At 34.2% G+C, this 19,311-nt stretch carries 17 protein-coding genes and 1 tRNA gene; 12 read left to right on the plus strand and 6 right to left on the minus strand.

The genetic code is table 11. The features are described 5' to 3' along the window. Positions 1 to 37: 37 nt before the first annotated feature. Both Q0770_RS08775 and Q0770_RS08780 read left to right on the plus strand, forming a co-directional pair. Positions 38 to 3,313: a thrombospondin type 3 repeat-containing protein gene (locus tag Q0770_RS08775; protein WP_299116060.1), complete on the plus strand. Its 3,276-nt coding sequence runs from the start codon at positions 38 to 40 to the stop codon at positions 3,311 to 3,313. Between the two features lie 30 nt (positions 3,314 to 3,343). Then, positions 3,344 to 4,264: a type IX secretion system membrane protein PorP/SprF gene (locus Q0770_RS08780; protein ID WP_299116062.1), complete on the plus strand. Its 921-nt coding sequence runs from the start codon at positions 3,344 to 3,346 to the stop codon at positions 4,262 to 4,264. Positions 4,265 to 4,329: 65 nt separating this feature from the next. Here Q0770_RS08780 and pth read toward each other — a convergent pair whose 3' ends face one another. The 3 genes from pth to Q0770_RS08795 all read right to left on the minus strand — a co-directional run bounded on the left by pth (position 4,330) and on the right by Q0770_RS08795 (position 6,759). After that, entirely contained in the window at positions 4,330 to 4,896 is a 567-nt protein-coding gene (gene pth, locus Q0770_RS08785; protein ID WP_299116064.1) for an aminoacyl-tRNA hydrolase, read from the minus strand. A 130-nt stretch (positions 4,897 to 5,026) separates the two neighbouring features. Beyond that, positions 5,027 to 5,674: a 50S ribosomal protein L25/general stress protein Ctc gene (locus Q0770_RS08790; RefSeq protein WP_299116065.1), complete on the minus strand. Its 648-nt coding sequence runs from the start codon at positions 5,672 to 5,674 to the stop codon at positions 5,027 to 5,029. A 143-nt stretch (positions 5,675 to 5,817) separates the two neighbouring features. Further along, entirely contained in the window at positions 5,818 to 6,759 is a 942-nt protein-coding gene (locus Q0770_RS08795) for a ribose-phosphate pyrophosphokinase (RefSeq protein ID WP_299116067.1), read from the minus strand. Between the two features lie 147 nt (positions 6,760 to 6,906). Between Q0770_RS08795 and Q0770_RS08800 the strand changes: the two genes are divergently transcribed. The 5 genes from Q0770_RS08800 to Q0770_RS08820 all read left to right on the plus strand — a co-directional run bounded on the left by Q0770_RS08800 (position 6,907) and on the right by Q0770_RS08820 (position 11,638). Beyond that, positions 6,907 to 6,988 (plus strand) — tRNA-Leu (locus tag Q0770_RS08800). A 62-nt stretch (positions 6,989 to 7,050) separates the two neighbouring features. Continuing rightward, on the plus strand, positions 7,051 to 8,880 hold the full coding sequence (locus Q0770_RS08805; protein WP_299116069.1) for an FG-GAP-like repeat-containing protein: 1,830 nt from the start codon (positions 7,051 to 7,053) through the stop codon (positions 8,878 to 8,880). A 36-nt stretch (positions 8,881 to 8,916) separates the two neighbouring features. Next, positions 8,917 to 9,501, plus strand: coding sequence for a HupE/UreJ family protein (locus tag Q0770_RS08810; protein ID WP_299116071.1), 585 nt, complete (start codon positions 8,917 to 8,919; stop codon positions 9,499 to 9,501). A 96-nt stretch (positions 9,502 to 9,597) separates the two neighbouring features. Further along, complete coding sequence (locus Q0770_RS08815; protein ID WP_299116073.1) at positions 9,598 to 10,032, plus strand: dCMP deaminase family protein; 435 nt, start codon at positions 9,598 to 9,600, stop codon at positions 10,030 to 10,032. 1 nt (position 10,033) lies between these two features. Next, positions 10,034 to 11,638, plus strand: coding sequence for a S41 family peptidase (locus Q0770_RS08820; RefSeq protein ID WP_299116075.1), 1,605 nt, complete (start codon positions 10,034 to 10,036; stop codon positions 11,636 to 11,638). On the opposite strand, the gene Q0770_RS08825 is transcribed toward Q0770_RS08820, so the two are convergent. The 3 genes from Q0770_RS08825 to Q0770_RS08835 all read right to left on the minus strand — a co-directional run bounded on the left by Q0770_RS08825 (position 11,635) and on the right by Q0770_RS08835 (position 13,122). Then, positions 11,635 to 12,246, minus strand: a complete 612-nt coding sequence (locus tag Q0770_RS08825) for an FAD-dependent oxidoreductase (RefSeq protein WP_299116077.1) — start codon at positions 12,244 to 12,246, stop codon at positions 11,635 to 11,637. The genes Q0770_RS08820 and Q0770_RS08825 overlap by 4 nt on opposite strands. Next, complete coding sequence (locus Q0770_RS08830) at positions 12,246 to 12,446, minus strand: hypothetical protein (protein ID WP_299116079.1); 201 nt, start codon at positions 12,444 to 12,446, stop codon at positions 12,246 to 12,248. Before Q0770_RS08830 ends, Q0770_RS08825 begins: the two co-directional genes overlap by 1 nt. Before the next feature lie 94 nt (positions 12,447 to 12,540). Beyond that, positions 12,541 to 13,122 (minus strand): MarC family protein, encoded by a 582-nt coding sequence (locus Q0770_RS08835; protein ID WP_299116081.1) that lies wholly within the window; start codon positions 13,120 to 13,122, stop codon positions 12,541 to 12,543. A 107-nt stretch (positions 13,123 to 13,229) separates the two neighbouring features. Here Q0770_RS08835 and Q0770_RS08840 point away from each other — a divergent pair, with 107 nt between their 5' ends. From Q0770_RS08840 to Q0770_RS08860, 5 genes are all read left to right on the plus strand, one after another. Continuing rightward, positions 13,230 to 13,802: a DUF3109 family protein gene (locus tag Q0770_RS08840; RefSeq protein ID WP_299116083.1), complete on the plus strand. Its 573-nt coding sequence runs from the start codon at positions 13,230 to 13,232 to the stop codon at positions 13,800 to 13,802. 378 nt (positions 13,803 to 14,180) lie between these two features. After that, a complete protein-coding gene (locus Q0770_RS08845; protein WP_299116085.1) occupies positions 14,181 to 15,161 on the plus strand; it encodes a ribonucleotide-diphosphate reductase subunit beta in 981 nt (326 codons plus the stop codon). Between the two features lie 196 nt (positions 15,162 to 15,357). Then, positions 15,358 to 17,850, plus strand: coding sequence for a ribonucleoside-diphosphate reductase subunit alpha (locus Q0770_RS08850; protein WP_299116087.1), 2,493 nt, complete (start codon positions 15,358 to 15,360; stop codon positions 17,848 to 17,850). Positions 17,851 to 17,951: 101 nt separating this feature from the next. Beyond that, positions 17,952 to 18,455: a hypothetical protein gene (locus Q0770_RS08855; protein ID WP_299116089.1), complete on the plus strand. Its 504-nt coding sequence runs from the start codon at positions 17,952 to 17,954 to the stop codon at positions 18,453 to 18,455. A gap of 85 nt (positions 18,456 to 18,540) precedes the next feature. Then, positions 18,541 to 19,224: a CPBP family intramembrane glutamic endopeptidase gene (locus Q0770_RS08860; RefSeq protein ID WP_299116091.1), complete on the plus strand. Its 684-nt coding sequence runs from the start codon at positions 18,541 to 18,543 to the stop codon at positions 19,222 to 19,224. Positions 19,225 to 19,311: the final 87 nt, after the last annotated feature.

Consider the following 19,311-nt stretch of genomic DNA (forward strand, 5'->3'; position numbering starts at 1 on the left):
AGAGGCTTTTATATTACATTAATTAAACTCACTTCAAATGAAAAAAAATCTTTACTTTTTAGTAGCTGCTTTTTTCATGATTTCTACGTCGATTTTTGCACAAGAGCGAACATGTGCTGCGGCAGAGAATCTAGAATTGCAATTACAAAAAAATCCTAATCAAGCAGAAACTTTAGCTAGATTAGAAGAACGTACTAGACAAAGAGCAAACAATGATCCAAGTGTCCAAAGAATGGATGGGATTCTTTATGTGCCTGTTGTAGTTCATGTTGTATATAATACTCCTGAACAAAACATTAGTGATGCACAAATTTTATCTCAAATAGATGTAATCTATAAGGATTTCAGAGGTTTGAATTCTGAATTTGCAGGTCTACAAGGGGGAGCTTGGCCTCAAGCTGCAGATATGGAGATAGAATTCTATTTGGCTCAAATCGATCCTGATGGCAACCCAACTAATGGTATTACAAGAACTCAGACAAGTCAAACATCTTTTGGTTTTGAAGAGACTATGAAGAGTACTGCTTTAGGAGGGAAAGATCCATGGGATACTTCTAAGTATTTTAACTTCTGGACAGTAAACTTTTCTGGAGGATTGTTAGGATTTGCTCAATTCCCAGGAGGAGATCCTTCTACAGATGGAATTGTTATGGGATATAACTTTTTTGGTTCTTCTGATGATGACGATGGAAGTTTTGTGTTAAGTGCTCCTTTTGATAAAGGTAGAACTACAACACACGAAATGGGTCACTTCTTTAACTTAAGACACATATGGGGAGATGGTCCTTGTGGTCAAGATGATTTTGTTAGTGATACACCTGAGGCTGACTCTTCAAATGGTGGATGTCAAACAGGTTCTATGTCATGTGGTTCTGTTGATATGGTAGAAAATTATATGGATTATAGTGATGATGCATGTATGGGACTCTTTACAGAAGGCCAGAAAAATAGAATGCGAGCTACACTAGAGCCAGGAGGCCCTCGTGATACCTTAGAGCAACCACCTTTCCCGTTCATAGTTAGTGTAGACGCTGCAAGTCAAAATCAAGACGTTTGTACTACGGATTCTGCAACTATAGATTTAACCTATACATTGATAGACCCATTATTTACAGACCCTGTTACATTTTCTGCTACAGGATTACCAGCAGGAGCTACTGCAACTTTTAGCCCTACGTCAGCAACAGCAGATGGAACAGCTATTACTTTAACTATTGGTAATCTTGGAGGTGCAACTGTAGATACTTATGCAATTACTATAGAAGGAACTGATGGTAACGATGTTGTGCCAACGGCTTCAACATTAAATGTGTATGATACAAATTATGCTACTTTAACAGTTTCTGCTCCTGCAGATGGAGCAATTGATGCAAATCCAACGGCTACTTTAGAGTGGAGTGAAGATGCTAACGCAGCCGTATATGAAGTTGATATCGCAACTGACGCTGCTTTTACTAATATTGTTGCTTCAGGAGTTCCAGATAGACCAGAGTTTGAGGCGATGCTTTCTTCTACAACACAATATTTCTGGAGAGTTAGATCTGTAAATCTTTGTGGAGAAGGTAGTTACACTACTGCTAGCTTTACAACTGGTAATATACAGTGCAATACTTTTGATGCAGTAGATGTACCTGTGGATATACCAGATGGTTTAGGATTTTTCGGTCCTCAAAATGGCCCTCCTGGAATTTCAACTATTGATGTAATTAGTTCTACATCCATCACAGATGTAAACGTAACGATAGATATATCTCATGCTTGGGTTTCTGATTTGACACTTATTTTAACAGCGCCAGATGGTACACAAGTTAATTTAGCTACTAATCTTGGAGGTGATGGAGATAATTATACGGGCACAATTTTTGACAGTGATGCACCTAATGCTATTGGAACTGGAGCACCCCCTTTTACTGGTACATTTGCTCCTGAAGGTGATTTGTCAACATTAAATGGAATGTTGGCTACAGGTACATGGACATTAACAGCATTAGATGCATTTAGTGCTGATGCAGGTATAATCAATAGCTGGTCTGTTGAAGTTTGTGGAGTTCCTTTACCTGATGCTGATGGAGATGGTATACCAGATGACACGGATAACTGCCCTGCTATTGTTAATACAGACCAATCAGATATAGACGGAGACAACTTAGGTGATCTTTGTGATGATGATATAGACGGAGATGGCGTATTAAATGTAGATGATAACTGTCCTGATACTGCAAATGCAGATCAAGCAGATTTAGATAATAATGGTATTGGAGAAGCTTGTGATGAAATCTGTAATTTAGGACGTGCATCAGACTTACCAATCTTTATTATTGATGAGCAAGATGAGCCACAAGTATATATATCTGAGATTTTTATTGAAGATAATTTTATTATCAATGATATAAATGTATCTGTGGATATTACACATTCATGGACCGGAGATTTACGTATTGCTTTAGTAAATCCTGCTGGAGACTTTATTCTATTATCTGACCAAATTGGAGGTAGTGGTGACAACTATGAAAACACTGTTTTTGATGATCAGGCTCCAACACCAATTACTGGCGGTACCCCACCTTATTCTGGTGTGTTTAGTCCAGAGCAGCCATTATCAACATTTAATGGTGAGTTCTCAAGAGGAACTTGGTTGTTAGGAGTTGTTGATTTTGCTGACGGAGACGGAGGAAGCTTTAATGACTGGACAATAGAAATCTGTGGTCTAAGAGATTTAACAGACTATGATGGTGATGGTGTATTAAATGAAGATGACAATTGTGTATTAGTATTTAACCCAGACCAAGCAGATAATGATGGTGATGGTGAAGGAGATGAATGTGATCCAGATGATGATAACGATGGTGTGCTTGATGTAAATGACAACTGTCAATTTACAGCTAATGCTGATCAAGCTAATAACGATGGTGATGCTGAAGGTGACGTTTGTGATGACGATGATGATAATGACGGTATTTTAGACGTTGACGATAATTGTCCATTTACAGCTAATACTGATCAAGCGGATATTGATTTCAATGGGATTGGTGATGTTTGCGATGGATTAACAGCTAATGATGTGTTATCTCCAAATGGAGATTCAATTAATGATACATGGACTATTATTAATATTGGAAGATTCCCAGGAACTTCAGTTCAGGTTTTTAACAGATGGGGTAATGAAGTATTCTCGTCTAACAATTACCAAAATAATTGGAATGGTACTGGACCTGGAGGTAGAATATTGCCTGCGGGATCATATTACTATATCTTAGATCAAGGTGGAACTGGAGAAACAATCGTTAAAGGTTGGATGGCAATCATCTTCTAGGAAGCATATAAATTAATTTAAATCAATACAATGAATTTTCTTAAAAACTCAATAAAAATCGGTGCACTGTTATTGTTTGGTAGTATATATGCTCAACAACAGCCTAATTATGCACTATATAGATATACAATGAACGCTATCAACCCTGCTTATGCAGGGGCTGATGGTGTGTCAAGACTAACAGCTAACTTTAGAAGTCAATGGGTTACCGTTGAAGATGCTCCTGAAACTCAGACATTATTCTTCGAGACATCCTTGAATGATAAAGTTGGTTTAGGATTAAGTATAATTAATGATGATGTATTTGCTAATGAGAACACAACATTTGTGGTTGATTTCTCTTATAAATTACAATTAAATGAGAGCACAGATGTATTTCTTGGACTAAAAGGTGGGGGAAGTGTCTATAATTTCATAAATAGTGATTTAGCAAATCTTGCATTTCCTACCGATCCAGCAATTGGTAATATTGATAATGGATTTAGACCTATTATTGGAGCTGGTGCTTATTTAGTGCATGACAAATACTTCCTATCATTATCAATTCCGTCTATATTATTAAATGATAGAATAGGTTTAAATGATAATGGTCAAGTTACCACTGTTAACGAAAAGACACATTTCTACTTATCAGGAGGATATAACTTTGACATATCAAGCGACTGGGAGTTTAGACCATCGGCTATGGTAAGAGCGGTTAGCGGATCTCCTGTATCAGCTGATTTAACAGCAGCATTTAGATATGACCAACGTCTTGAATTAGCTCCTATGTACAGAACTGATGGAGGTTGGGCAGGAACATTGATGTTTGGTCTTTCTGACTGGATGGATTTAGGATATGCTTATGAGGGATCATCAAGAGATGTTTTAAACGACGTAAATGATGGTACTCATGAAATCTTAGTGCGTTTTACTTTTGGTAAGAACAAAGATAACTCTGAAGAAGAATAAGAAGTAATAATTTAAGTTTACTACTTGTTTATATAAAAGAGCCTCTCAAAATTTGAGAGGCTTTTTTATTTTCCGTTATAATTATTCATAGTAATTTTTAATCCCGAGAGAACAAAAGAATCTATAATCTTAGTACTTAATTCTAACCTTTCTTTTAGCTGATTATTTTCTTCATCTGTCCAATTAGCTAATACATAATCAACTTGTCTTCCTTTTGAGAAATCATTGCTAATTCCAAATCTAAACCTACTATACTTTGCGGTTTGTAATTTGTCTTGAGTATCTTTTAATCCATTATGACCACCGTCGCTTCCTTTTGCCTTTAACCTTAAAGTGCCAAATGGTAAATTAAGATCATCTGTTATAACTAATAAATTTTCTAATGGAATTTTTTCTTTTGCCATCCAATACTTAATGGCTTTTCCACTTAAATTCATATAGGTACTAGGTTTCAAAAAAATTAGAGTACGTCCTTTTATTTTATGATAAGCCAAATCACCTAATTTATCTGTCTTAAACCCAAAATCATTAGAAGCAGAATAATAATCTAATATCTTAAAACCAATATTATGTCTTGTATTTTCATACTTCTCACCAATATTACCTAAGCCGACAATCAAAAACTTTTTCATGGGGTCAATGTTTTCTTTAGATTTAAATAAGCGTATTAAGCATTTAATCATAGAATCTATATTTTCTCAAAAATAAAAAAGCATTCTGAAATACAGAATGCTTTTAGCTTATATGAAGAAATAGTTTTGCCTATTCTTGTGCTGCTTCCGTAGCTGGTGCATCTGCTGTTCCTTCTACTCCTTCTGTTGCTTCTGCTCCTTCTTCTTCCTCCTCTTCCTCATCAACAACAGCTAGTCTACTACGTCTTACTTGACACACTACAGTATTATCTGGGTGTAAAAGTTTGTAAGCGTCATTTTGAAGCTCAGTGATGTATAATTTGCTTCCAATTTTAAGAGGCGTAATATCAATCTCAATAAAGTCTGGAAGATTAGAAGGGATTGCTTTTACTCTTAATTTACGGTAAGGTCTTCTTAAGTTACCACCGTTTAAAACACCTTTAGAAGTACCCGTAACACGTACTGGAATATTCATGGTAATTTCTTTATCATCAAAGATTTGATAGAAATCCACGTGAATAATTCTATCAGTCACAGGGTGAAACTGAATGTCTTGCATAATTGCGTTGACTGTTTCGCCATTATCTAAGGCAATCACAACTGTATGCGCATCTGGAGTGTATACAAGTTTAGAGAATGCCAATTCTGGTGCAGAGAAATGCAATGGCTTATCTCCTCCGTATACTACGCAAGGAACCTGACCAGCATTACGTAAGGCTTTAGTTGATTTTTTGCCTACGCTTTCTCTTTGAGATCCATTAATTGTAATTGATTTCATTTTAAAAGTTTAATTTAATATTATTAATTACCTCATTTTGAGGGCTGCAAATGTAGTAATATTAAATTAAAATTCTATGACATAAGCACTCTTTTTTAATAAGCCTTATGTATTGAAAATAAATGCAATAAAAAGGAGTACAGTTACATTACAAATTTAGAGCTAATAGACTTATTCTGATGCACATTTTGCATGACTTCAGCAAACAAGTCTGAGCAACTTAAAACATGAATTTTACTGCTTTCCTTGGTAAGAGCAATCGAATCAGTAACTATCAGCTCTTCTAATTTTGAATTTTCTAATTTTTCATAAGCACTTCCAGATAATATTGGATGTGTACAAATAGCTCTTACACTTAACGCACCACGCTCCATCATTAAATCTGCAGCTTTGGTTAGTGTGCCTGCAGTATCAACCATATCATCAACTAAAACTACATTTTTTCCAGTAACATCACCTATTAATTCCATATGTGAAATAACGTTAGCCTTAGCCCGTTGTTTGTAACAAATAACTACATCGCTTTCTAAGGCTTTTGAGTACGCATAGGCACGTTTAGAGCCTCCCATATCAGGAGACGCAATGGTTAAATGATCTAGGTTCAATGATTTTAGATAAGGTAAAAATATAGTAGAAGCAAAAAGGTGATCTACAGGTTTTTCAAAGAATCCTTGTATTTGATCCGCATGAAGATCCATAGTTATAATTCTAGTAGCGCCAGCAGCTTCTAACATTTTTGCAACTAATTTTGCTGCAATTGGAACCCTAGGTTTGTCTTTTCTATCTTGTCTAGCCCAACCGAAATATGGCAATACTGCTGTAACATGTCTTGCCGAAGCACGTTTAGCTGCGTCAATCATTAGTAACATTTCCATTAAATTCTCTGGTCCAGGATTTGTGGAGCCTATTATGAAAATTCGAGTACCTCTTATAGATTCTTCATAAGATGGTTGAAATTCTCCATCGCTATATCTAGATGTGATAACGTTGCCAAGTTTTACGCCATAGGCATTAGCAATTTTTTCGGCTAGATATTTGCTTTGAGAACAAGTAAAAATCTTAGCTTCAGTTAAGTCGTAAGGCATTTTTAGTGTTGTATTATGTTAGTTTGTTGTAGTTGTAAAAATATGCTCAAAGTTAGAAAAATATTTACCTAGCAAAAAACATAAAACCTAGTATTTTTTAATTGATTAGCAGAAATAATTTTTTATTTTTGCCAATCCAAATTCAATGCTCAAGTGGCGGAATTGGTAGACGCGTCGGATTCAAAATCCGATTTCTTCGGAAGTGTGGGTTCGATTCCCACCTTGAGTACACTAAAAGGCAGAACTAAATCATATTAGTTTTGCTTTTTTTGATTTATATTAGCCTTTGTAATGAAAAGGTTTATTGTGTTTTTTTATGTTGTTTTTGTTTGTGTCAATTTAAACGGACAACAGTTTACAGATGTGACTTCTACAAAAGGAATTGAAAGTGTTATAACAATGCCGGATTTATTTGGTAGTGGAGTATCTATAGCTGATTTTGACAAAGATGGAGACCTTGATTTTTTTGTTGGTACAGAGTTTGGTTTAACCAATCAACTTTATCAAAACAACGGTAGTGGTACTTTTCAAAACGTAGCTTCAACTCTTGGAATTACTTCTACCTATAGGAATAGGGCTTCCCTCTGGTTTGATTACAATGGAGATGGACTATTAGATTTAGCCTTATTAGGTGATTGTTTAGGAATAGATAGTTCATGTACAAATAGAGTTGAGCTGTTTTTGTATCAGCAAACTAGTAGTGGAAGTTTCATAGAAATTACGGATTCAGATTTAGATTTTGGAGATAGATATAACATATTAAATGTTGCAGACCCTGTAGTTGGAGGTATAGCCGCAGGAGATATTAATAATGATGGTTGGCTTGATTTATTGATAACAACTTGGGGGAGAATGTTTGAGGGCGCTAAAATGTCATTGTTTTTGAATGATGGTGATGGTACTTTTTCTGATATAACTGTTTCTAGCAATCTTGGAGAAAACGCTCGTTCTAGATACCAACCCTTATTTCATGATTTTAACGATGATGGAAACATAGATATTTATATAAATATAGATTTTACCGAAAATGAATTTTGGTTAAATAATGGCGATAATACCTTCCAAGAAATTGGAGCTTCCATCTCAGCAAATAATGCTTTTAATGAAATGGGAATGGCAGTTGGAGATTATGATAACGATGGCGACTTTGATTTGTATTCGACAAATATTTCAAGAGTTGAAGACGGAGTTCTTAGACACAATATTTTTTTAAAAAATAATTGGGTTGAAACCAATACTTTAGGATTCACAGAAATATCAAACAATACGGGAATAAGTGTGGGTAATAGTGGTTGGGACTGGGGAACAACTTTTTTCGATGCTAATAATGATGGTTTTGTTGATTTAGCAACTACAAATGGTTGGGGGCAAAACTGGAGTGCAGATCAATCTAGATTATGGTTAAATTTAGATGGAATTTTATTTAATGACATTTCTGCTTCTGCCAACTTTGATGATACGTGGGATGCAACTACTCTGTTAGCCTTTGACATGGATAGAGATGGGGATTTAGATTTACTTCAATCGATGAAAGAAAATGGGAATGAAAATAACTTAGTAAGGCTATATCAAAGCAATTACTCGACAACAATAAATTCAAATAATTATCTAGTTGTAAAACCTAGGATGAATGGTAATAATCATTTTGCAATAGGAGCAGTTGTTAAAATAACTTATGACAGTGGTACTACAGGTATGCGACTAATAACAGCTGGCACTAGCTTTTATGGACAAGAACCAGCGGAAGCGTTTTTTGGTCTAGCAGATAACTTAATTGTAGATGAAGTAAGAATTGAATGGCCTGATAATACAGTGACAGTAGTAGACGATATTGCAGCCAACCAAGTTGTAACAATTACTAATGACAATGTTCTTAGTCAAGAAGAACCTATAATAGAAAAGGTATTGATTTATCCAAACCCAACAAAAGACATACTAAATATTGAAACCAATTTTGAACTTAAAGAAGTAGAGATTTTTAACGTATTAGGTCAAAAAGTTTTAATGGATTTCAACAATAAAAAAGTTAATGTTTCATCTCTTATTTCCGGAACATATTTTTTAAAAATCAATGATACTTCTGATTCGGTAACTCAAACCATTCGTTTTATAAAAAGATAAAATTAACTTAGACATAAATTTATAATTCCCCCCAATATGGATCAATTCTGGTTTAATGTAAAATATGGTCTTAATCATGTTTTAGACATCAATGGTTATGATCATGTACTGTTTTTAATGGTTCTCGCTGTTCCCTATCTTTTTAAAGATTGGAAACGGGTACTACTTTTAGTGTCCCTTTTTACTTTAGGGCACACTTTATCATTGGTTTTGGCAGCTTATGACTATGTTTCAATAAATGGAAAAACTGTAGAGTTTCTAATACCAATTACCATAATAATCGCAGCAATTTACAATGTCTTTACTGCTGGTAAAAAGAAAGAAAGCACAAAAATTTCGGTACTTTTCTTAACAGCCTTGGCCTTTGGGATAATCCACGGTTTAGGTTTTGCACGAGAGTTTGCAATGGTCTTTGGTGATGCCGAAAATAAACCTTTAGCATTATTAGAATTTGCTTTAGGGATTGAGTTGGCACAGATTATTATTGTTTTCGTAATTCTCTTTTTGGGCTTCTTATGCCAAACTATTTTTAGAGTCTCAAAGCGAGATTGGGCGCTTGTCGTTTCATCAATTGTTATTGGTTTAGTTATCCCAATACTTTTGGCTAATAATATATTTTAAGCGTCTTAAAGTTTTGTAAAACTTTAACTACAAGGCATTGTTTATAAAATACGAAGCCATTATATTCGTTAATTACAAACATTATAATTCAAGTTAATGGCTCAAGAAGCAAAACAACTTCGATACGATAAGGCTTATTTACGAATGGCTCAAGAATGGGGAAAACTATCTCATTGTAAGCGCAAGCAAGTAGGCGCAATTATTGTAAAAGGCCGAATGATAATTTCTGATGGATATAATGGTACTCCAACAGGTTTTGAAAACTATTGTGAAGATGATGACGGTTATACCAAATGGTATGTTTTACATGCTGAAGCTAATGCCATTTTAAAAGTTGCTTCATCAACGCAATCGTGTAAAGGAGCTACTCTTTATATCACATTATCTCCGTGTAAAGAATGTAGTAAACTCATTCATCAAGCAGGAATAGTTAGAGTAGTTTACTCAGAAGCTTATAAAGATAACTCAGGTATAAAATTCTTAGAGAAAGCAGGAGTTCAAATAGATTTAATAGAAGAAGTAGAAGCATAATATGTCTAATACCAAAAAATATATACCGTTAATTATTGGCATCGCTATAGCTCTAGGTGTGTTTATTGGTGGTAGACTTAATTTTACAGATACTTCAGACCGGTTGTTTACAACCAATAGTAAAAAAGATAAACTTAATAGACTTATAGATTATATAGATTACGAGTATGTTGAGGACATAAATACAGATAGTATTGTAGATGTTACCGTAAATGGGATATTAGATAATCTTGATCCGCATTCGGTATATATTCCAAAGAAAGACTTAGAACGTGTAACAGAAAATATGAGAGGCGACTTTGTAGGTATTGGTATTAATTATTACCCTTACAAAGATACCTTGGCCGTGATTCGTCCAACAGAAGGCGGTCCCAGTAAACGTGCAGGGATATTAGGAGGAGATCGTATAATTACTGCTGACGGAGATTCTATTATAGGCGATAATTTTAATACTGAAAAAATCAGTAAAAAACTTAAAGGTGAAAAAGGGACTAAAGTAAAACTCAATGTTTACAGACCACAAACAAAAGAATTTTTAGATATAACCGTTAAACGTAGTGATATTCCTATCAAAAGTGTCGAGGCTGCATATATGCTTACCAATAACTTAGGGTACATAAAGATTAACCGCTTTGCGGAGTCAACATACAAAGAATTTAAAAGAGCTCTAGATAGATTACAAGACAGAGGTGCAACAAAACTAGCCTTAGATTTAAGAGATAATCCAGGTGGATTTCTGGGTATTGCAGAACAGATTGCAGACGAGTTTTTAGAAGATGATAAGCTTATTCTTTTTACAAAAAATAAAAAAGGAAGGCGAGAAAATATTTATGCTACTCGACGAGGTGATTTTGAAGAAGGGCAAGTTTATATTTTAATTAATGAAAGTTCCGCCTCGGCTAGTGAGGTCATAGCTGGAGCTTTACAAGATAACGATAAAGGTGTTATTGTGGGGAGACGATCATATGGTAAAGGTTTAGTGCAGCGAGAAATGGCTCTTGGAGATGGTAGTGCTGTACGTTTAACCGTTTCAAGATATTATACGCCAACAGGACGATCTATTCAAAAACCATATAATAATGGTAAGAATAGAGCTTATTTTAATGATTATTATAAGCGCCTTCGTAATGGAGAACTTATGGACTCTGAAAATATACAAATAGAAGATTCATTAAAATTCACTACACCGGAAGGCAAAGTGGTTTATGGTGGTGGAGGAATTATACCAGATGTCTTCGTGCCTTTAGATCGCTCCTTTGAAAACGAGACTATTAATTACCTGAGACGTTCTGGTCATTTTGGATATTTTGTTTTTGAAGAATTAGACAAAAACAGAGCCATTTATAAAGGCGTTGAAAAACGGGATTTTATAAATAACTTTTCAGTAAGTGATGATATCGTTGTACGTTTTCAGAAGTATGTTAATAGACAGGAACGAACTAAAATTAGTTTCGTTGCTTTTAATGATGTCATTAAAAGGCTAATTAAAGCAACGTTGGCAAGACAACTTTATGATGATAATGCTTTTGAAGAAATTGTAAATAAAAGCGATATCATGATTGACGAAGTTATTCTCTTAAGCCAAGAAAATTTTGATGGAAATTAACTCGAAATCTTATCATGGATTTTAGTGTGTTTCCCGCCGTTCCACAATGTTAAAATATCTGTAGCTACTTGTGCACCACTACCACTGGCAATTGCAAACTGACTTCTCCATCCAGCTAAAGTGCCTGCGACATAAAGGCCATCTTCCAAGAGGTGATTCTCATTTTTTAACCAGATGCGTTCTTTTTGGGCGACAGCTCTTGGGTGTGCCTCAATATAACTCTCTAAACCTTTTATGGTCATAAGGTTGGTGTAGCCAACAGCTATTACAGTTGCTTTAGCTGTATAAGAGTTTTTATTGGTTTCAATTGTAAAACCTTTAGAGGTTTTTATAATGGATGTTACTTTCTCTTTGTCAATCTGTTTTACGTGAGGATATAAGTCTTTGAGTTGCTGCTTACCATTTTCCAAAATATCTTTACCTAAAGTACCAGGTTCTAATCCTAAGACATTATTAAAAAGTGCAGTTTGTAAATGCGATGTTTTTTGATGGGTAATAATTCCAATACTTTTATCATTTGCAAAAGGTTTAGGTTTTGCAGAACCCAAAACTAAAGCACACGACATACCAGCTGCGCCACCACCAATAATTAAGGCATCAAAATCCATTATTTACGGTTTTGTAAACGTTCAATTTTTTTTGAGATTCTCAGTATTTGAAGCAAAACCAAGGCACAAAGTGCAGCAATTATTGTAATAACAGCAGTAAAGCTTTCACCTTCAAATAAAGCATCAAAATTTAATTTTGTAGCATTAAAAACAATCAAGGCAATCGCAATAATTGACGCAATAGGAATAAATATTTTCATGTGTTAATAGTTGTTGTTTTTTATTGGTCACATGTAACATCCATACAATCATTATCTTTACATGACTAAATTTAAGTTATGGATGTTTCATAATCTATATAAGTAAAGCTTTAATGTTTGCCGTAAATAGTTTTACAGCAATAGCTAAAAGTATAACTCCAAATACTTTACGAATTATTCGTATCCCGTTAGGACCAATTAGCCGCTCAATACGAGAAGATGTTTTTAGCACTATAAAGATAACAAGAACATTAATAATAACGGCACAAATAATATTCTGAATCTCAAACTCAGCTCGTAAAGACAGAAGCGTTGTTAAGCTTCCTGGCCCAGCAATTAAAGGGAATGCCAATGGAAATACAGAAGCGGTTATAGAGTTACTTTCTTCTTCCTTATACAGAGTAATACCAAGAATCATTTCTAATGCAATAAAAAATAATATAAAAGCACCTGCTACTGCAAATGAGTTAACATCTACACCTATAAAATGCAATAGACGCTCTCCTACAAACAAAAACACAATCATTATTATACCGGCAATGATAGATGCTTTTTCACTTTGTATGTGACCTACTTTTTTACGCAAATCTATGATAATAGGAATGTTGCCAATGATATCTATCACGGCAAACAAAACCATAAAAGCAGTAAATATTTGTTTAAAATTAAATTCCATAATCTTTAGTTTTAATTTCGCCGCAAAGTTGCAACTTAATTCCTGATTTTCAGTATTAAATAAAGGTAAAGTTTAAGTATTTTTGCTCAAGAATTTAAGCCATTAAAATGTTTCAACTCGGTAAAACTATTGTGTCAGAAGACATTATTGAAAAAGATTTTGTTTGCAATCTTTCTGCATGCAAAGGCGCTTGTTGTATTGATGGCGATGCAGGTGCGCCTTTAGACAAAGCAGAGGCCAAAATTTTAGAAGATATCTATCCAAAAGTTAAACCATTTTTACGTAAAGAAGGTATAGCAGCTATAGAAGCGCAAGGCACATCAATTACTACAGTTTTTGGCGATTTAGAAACACCGTTAATAGATGGTGCCGATTGTGCTTATGTTATTTTTGATGATAAAAAAACAGCACTTTGCGCTATAGAAGAGGCCTATAATCAAGGAGAAGTCGATTGGAAAAAGCCAGTGTCTTGCCATCTATATCCAATAAGAGTAAAAGAGTATACCGAGTTTTCTGCGGTTAACTATGACAAATGGGAAATTTGTGATGACGCCTGTTCTTTAGGAAAAGAATTGCAAGTGCCAATTTATAAGTTTGTAAAAGAAGCTTTAATCAGAAAATTTGGTGAAGATTGGTATATGGAACTAGAATCTGTTGCCGAAGAAAAATTTGGCAAATAATTTTATCTTTTTTTAAAATCTGACGTTACTAAATTTTACTTTTTTCAAAACTCAAGAAGTTTTCAACTGTTTTTTTGTTCATGCAAATTAGTTTTATTAAAATTTAAAAACTGCCCATTTTTACACTTGCTTAGCAGTTTTTTAATAATCTAATTCTTACAATTACATTTTCAACAATATTTTTTTAAAATACTGATTATCAGTATTTTAATAGTTATTCTGATTAATAGAATTTCATTTGAAAGAATTTTCGTGTTGTTAAAAACTTGTTGAAAAGGTTTCAGTGAAATGAGTAAAATAAGTAAATCATTTTGTCATATTTGTTAGTCCCAAGTCATACCAAATATTTTCTATTAATTCACAAATAAATTAAGAAGCATGTCGCAAGCAGTAGAGCCCATTTTACAAGAAAACAAAGATAGATTTGTAATATTTCCAATTCAACACCATGATTTGTGGGAATGGTACAAAAAATCTGAAGCGAGTATTTGGACTGCTGAAGAGATTGATTTGCACCAAGATATTACAGATTGGACAGAAAAATTAAACGATGATGAGCGTTATTTTATCAAGCACATTTTAGCATTTTTTGCGGCAAGTGATGGAATTGTGAATGAAAATTTGGCTGAAAATTTTGTAAACGAAGTACAATATAGCGAAGCGAAATTTTTCTATGGGTTCCAAATTATGATGGAAAACATTCATAGCGAAACCTACTCGTTATTAATTGACACCTACGTTAAAGACGAGAAAGAAAAAGCAAAATTATTTAATGCTATCGAAACATTTGATGCGATTAAGAAAAAAGCAGAATGGGCATTAAAATGGATTGAATCTCCAAGTTTTGCCGAACGTTTAATTGCTTTTGCAGCGGTTGAAGGTATTTTCTTCTCAGGCTCTTTTTGCTCCATTTTCTGGTTAAAGAAACGTGGCCTTATGCCAGGTTTAACATTCTCTAACGAGTTAATCTCAAGAGATGAAGGTATGCACTGTGATTTTGCTGTGCACCTACATGAGCACCACTTAGTTAATAAGGTGCCAAAAGAACGTATTAAAGAAATTATTGTTGACGCATTAAACATTGAAAGAGAATTTATTACAGAGTCTCTTCCTGTGAGTTTAATTGGGATGAATGCCAATTTAATGTCTCAATATTTAGAATTTGTAACCGATGGGCTTCTTGCCGATTTAGGTTGTGAAAAAGTGTATAACACGGCAAATCCTTTCGATTTTATGGATATGATTTCGCTTCAAGGTAAAACAAACTTCTTCGAGAAGCGTGTTGGCGATTACCAAAAAGCGGGTGTCCTTAATAAAGAAGTTGAAGAGGATAAATACAATATGGATTTCGATTTTTAATAATCAATCCTTTCAAATTAAAACAAGCTTTTTAGAACATGCGCTTTCCTTATAAGAAACGCTTGTCTAATCATAAAATTAACCATTGACTACTGTAATTATTTGCTTTAGCTACAGATAATTACAGCATTAGAATAACTAACTAACCCCTTTTCTGAACTGGCAATATTCAGAAAAAACAAAAAATGTGTACAGTATGTTTGTAATCAAAAGAGACGGAAGAAAAGAACAAATCATGTTCGATAAAATTACGGCGAGAGTTCGTAAATTATGCTATGGCTTAAACGAGCTTGTAGATCCATTAAAAGTAGCCATGCGTGTTATCGAAGGCTTATACGATGGTGTAACTACAAGTGAGTTAGATAATTTGGCAGCTGAGATTGCGGCAACAATGACCACTGCTCACCCAGATTATGCACGTTTAGCTGCACGTATTTCTGTTTCTAACTTACACAAAAACACAAAGAAAACCTTTAGCGAGGTGATGGAAGATTTATATACTTATGTAAATCCACGCACTGGTAAAGATGCACCTTTATTATCTGATGAAGTATACAACGTCATCATGGAAAATAAGGACAGATTAGATTCTACGATAATCTATAACCGTGATTTTGGCTATGATTATTTTGGATTTAAAACATTAGAACGTTCTTACCTTTTAAAACTAAATGGTAAAATTGCCGAACGTCCACAGCACATGCTTATGCGTGTTTCAATTGGTATTCATTTAAATGATTTAGATGCCGCTATTGAGACCTATGAGTTAATGTCTAAAAAATACTTTACACACGCGACACCAACATTGTTTAATTCTGGTACACCAAAACCACAGATGTCTTCTTGCTTTTTATTAACAATGAAAGACGATAGTATTGATGGTATTTATGACACCTTAAAGCAAACAGCAAAAATTTCGCAGTCTGCTGGTGGTATAGGTTTATCTATTCATAATATTAGAGCAACAGGAAGTTACATCGCTGGTACAAACGGTACAAGTAATGGGATTGTACCAATGCTGAAAGTATTTAACGATACAGCACGTTATGTAGATCAAGGTGGCGGAAAGCGTAAAGGAAGTTTTGCCATGTACATTGAACCTTGGCATGCAGATATCATGAGTTTTCTGGATTTAAAGAAAAACCACGGTGCCGAAGAATTGCGTGCTCGTGATTTATTCTATGCCATGTGGATGCCAGATTTATTTATGAAGCGTGTTCAAGAAAATGCAGAATGGACCTTAATGTGTCCTAATGAATGCCCAGGTTTATCAGATGTACATTCTGAAGAATTCGAAGCATTATATACAAAATACGAGACTGAAGGAAAAGGCCGCAAAGCCATTAAAGCTCGTGAGCTTTGGGAGAAAATCTTAGAGTCACAGATTGAAACAGGTACGCCGTACATGTTATATAAAGATGCAGCAAACCGTAAGTCTAACCAAAAGAATTTAGGGACAATTAAGTCGTCTAACCTATGTACGGAGATTATGGAATATACATCTCCAGATGAGGTTGCGGTATGTAATTTAGCATCGATAGCGTTACCAATGTTTGTAAAGAATGGTGCTTTTGACCACAAGGAGTTATTTAGAATCACAAAACGTGTGACTAAGAACTTAAACCGTGTGATTGACCGTAATTATTACCCAGTAAAAGAAGCGGAGAATTCTAACTTCCGTCATAGACCAGTTGGTTTAGGTGTACAAGGTTTAGCAGACGCATTTATTAAGTTGCGTTTACCATTTACAAGCGATGAGGCAAAAGCATTGAATCAAGAGATTTTTGAAACGCTTTATTTTGCGGCTGTTACCGCGTCCATGGAAGAAGCAAAAGCAGATGGGCCATACGAAACTTACGAAGGTTCTCCAATAAGCCAAGGCGATTTCCAACATAACCTTTGGAACATTAAAGATGACGAATTAAGTGGTCGTTGGGATTGGGAAAAACTACGTAAGCAAGTAAAGAAGCATGGTGTGCGTAACTCGTTGTTAGTAGCGCCAATGCCAACAGCATCGACATCTCAAATTTTAGGAAATAACGAATGCTTTGAGCCGTACACCTCTAACATTTACACGCGTCGTGTATTGTCTGGTGAGTTTATTGTGGTAAACAAGCATTTATTAGAAGATTTAGTAGAGTTAGGATTATGGGACGATGGTCTTAAGAACGAAATCATGAGAGCTAACGGTTCTATCCAAGGAATTGAGAATATCCCAGCAGATATAAAAGAATTGTATAAAACGGTTTATGAAATGAGTATGAAAGACATTATAGATATGTCTCGTCAACGTGGCTATTTCATTGACCAGTCTCAATCGTTAAACTTATTCTTAGAAGGTGCAACTATGGCAAAGCTAACGTCAATGCATTTTTATGCATGGAAGAGCGGCTTAAAAACTGGGATGTACTATCTGCGTACAAAAGCGGCTGTAGATGCTAAGAAGTTTACGGTAACAAGAGAAACTAAAAAAGAGCCTGTTGCAGAGAAAGTAGCATCAGAGTCTATAAAAGTTGCAGACGCTGCTGTTATAGAACAACAAAAGCAGAAAGCAGCAAAAACAGCAGCCAAGTTTGCTGAAAAAACTGAGACTCCAGAAGCAGAGCCAATGACGGCAGAGGAGATGAAAGCATTAATTGCCCAAGCTAAAGAAGCTGAAGGTGATGATTGCTTAATGTGTGGGTCTTAATATTTTAAATTAAGTGTTATAAAACCAACGTGAAAGCGTTGGTTTTTTTATTTTAGAAGTATATTTATATAGTATAGCTAGTCTATAACCAAACTAAATTCATGGAAGAAATTATTGAGTCTACTGAAAATCTACAACTATGTTCACTTTGTAAAACTGAGATAGAATTAGACAGTGTTTTTTGCGGTTCTTGTGGGTTTCCAGAGAACGGAACTGACCAACAAGTTAATATATTTCATAGGAGATTATCATTTAATAAAAACCAGAAACGTGAAGCCGATAAAAAAATTAAATCAGCCAGAAATACTTTGTATGTATTAGCAGGAATTACCATCCTTTTCTCAACAATACAGTTTTTTTCTCATCAAGATACGGCAACATTAATCACAGGTTTCATCCTAGGAGTTATTTATATTTTATTAGGTTCTTGGACATCTAAAAAACCATTAATGGCTGTACTACTCGGTCTATTACTTTATGTGACTACAATTGTTATTTCTGCAATAGTCGAGCCTCAAACTATTATAAAAGGAATAATTTTTAAAATCATTATTATAGCATATTTGACCAAAGGCGTATTTTCGGCATCGTCGATTAAAAATTAATTTTCAAAATTATATGCAGACTTGCCCTAAATGTGATTACGTGTTAAGTAATGAAGTAAAATATTGTACGCAATGCGGCGTGATTTTGAAAAAACCTCAGGTAGAAACTAGAGCTAAATCTTTAAATTTAGTAATTGTTTTTTATGTAACATTTCTACTATTTTCTCTTATATCTTATTTAATCTACGAATCTTCAGAGCCTAGCTTAGCATTAGAACTTACAATCGAAAGTGTATTCGCTTTATTAGTTATTGGTTTTTCACTTTCAAATTATAAATCAATTTTAAAGCTGTATAAGCTCCCAATTTTTGATAATAAAATTGCAACATTTACATTATTGTTTCCAGTGTTATCGGCCTTTTTTGTTTCAATATCAATTGGATATTTAAATGAATGGTTGTTTGAAGTTTATTATGATAATTATTATAGCGAATATGTTTATTTAAGCAACCCACTATTGTGGTCTTTTATTTTAATTGCTATTCTGCCTCCAATTTTTGAAGAATTGGCTTTTAGAGGTTTTCTTTTTAATGAATTAAGCAATGTCGCTAGCCAAAGGGTAACAATAATAGCAACAGCATTTCTTTTCGCTTTAATTCATTTTTCTCTTATCTCGTTTATTTGGATTTTTCCATTTGGATTGCTGCTTGGTTATTTAAGAAGTAAGTACAATACGATGTGGTATGGTATAGTAATTCACTTCATTCATAACTTCATTGTCCTTATGATAGATTATTATAATTACAATTCAGAATTGGTTGTTTACTAATAATTTATTTCCCCAAAGTATCCGTGCCTAATATTTGCCCGTTTGTCCCTATAATTTACCATCTATTACTTTGATTTTGAATTGAAT

Source organism: uncultured Winogradskyella sp. (assembly GCF_947501905.1).
In the GTDB taxonomy this organism is placed as follows: domain Bacteria; phylum Bacteroidota; class Bacteroidia; order Flavobacteriales; family Flavobacteriaceae; genus Winogradskyella.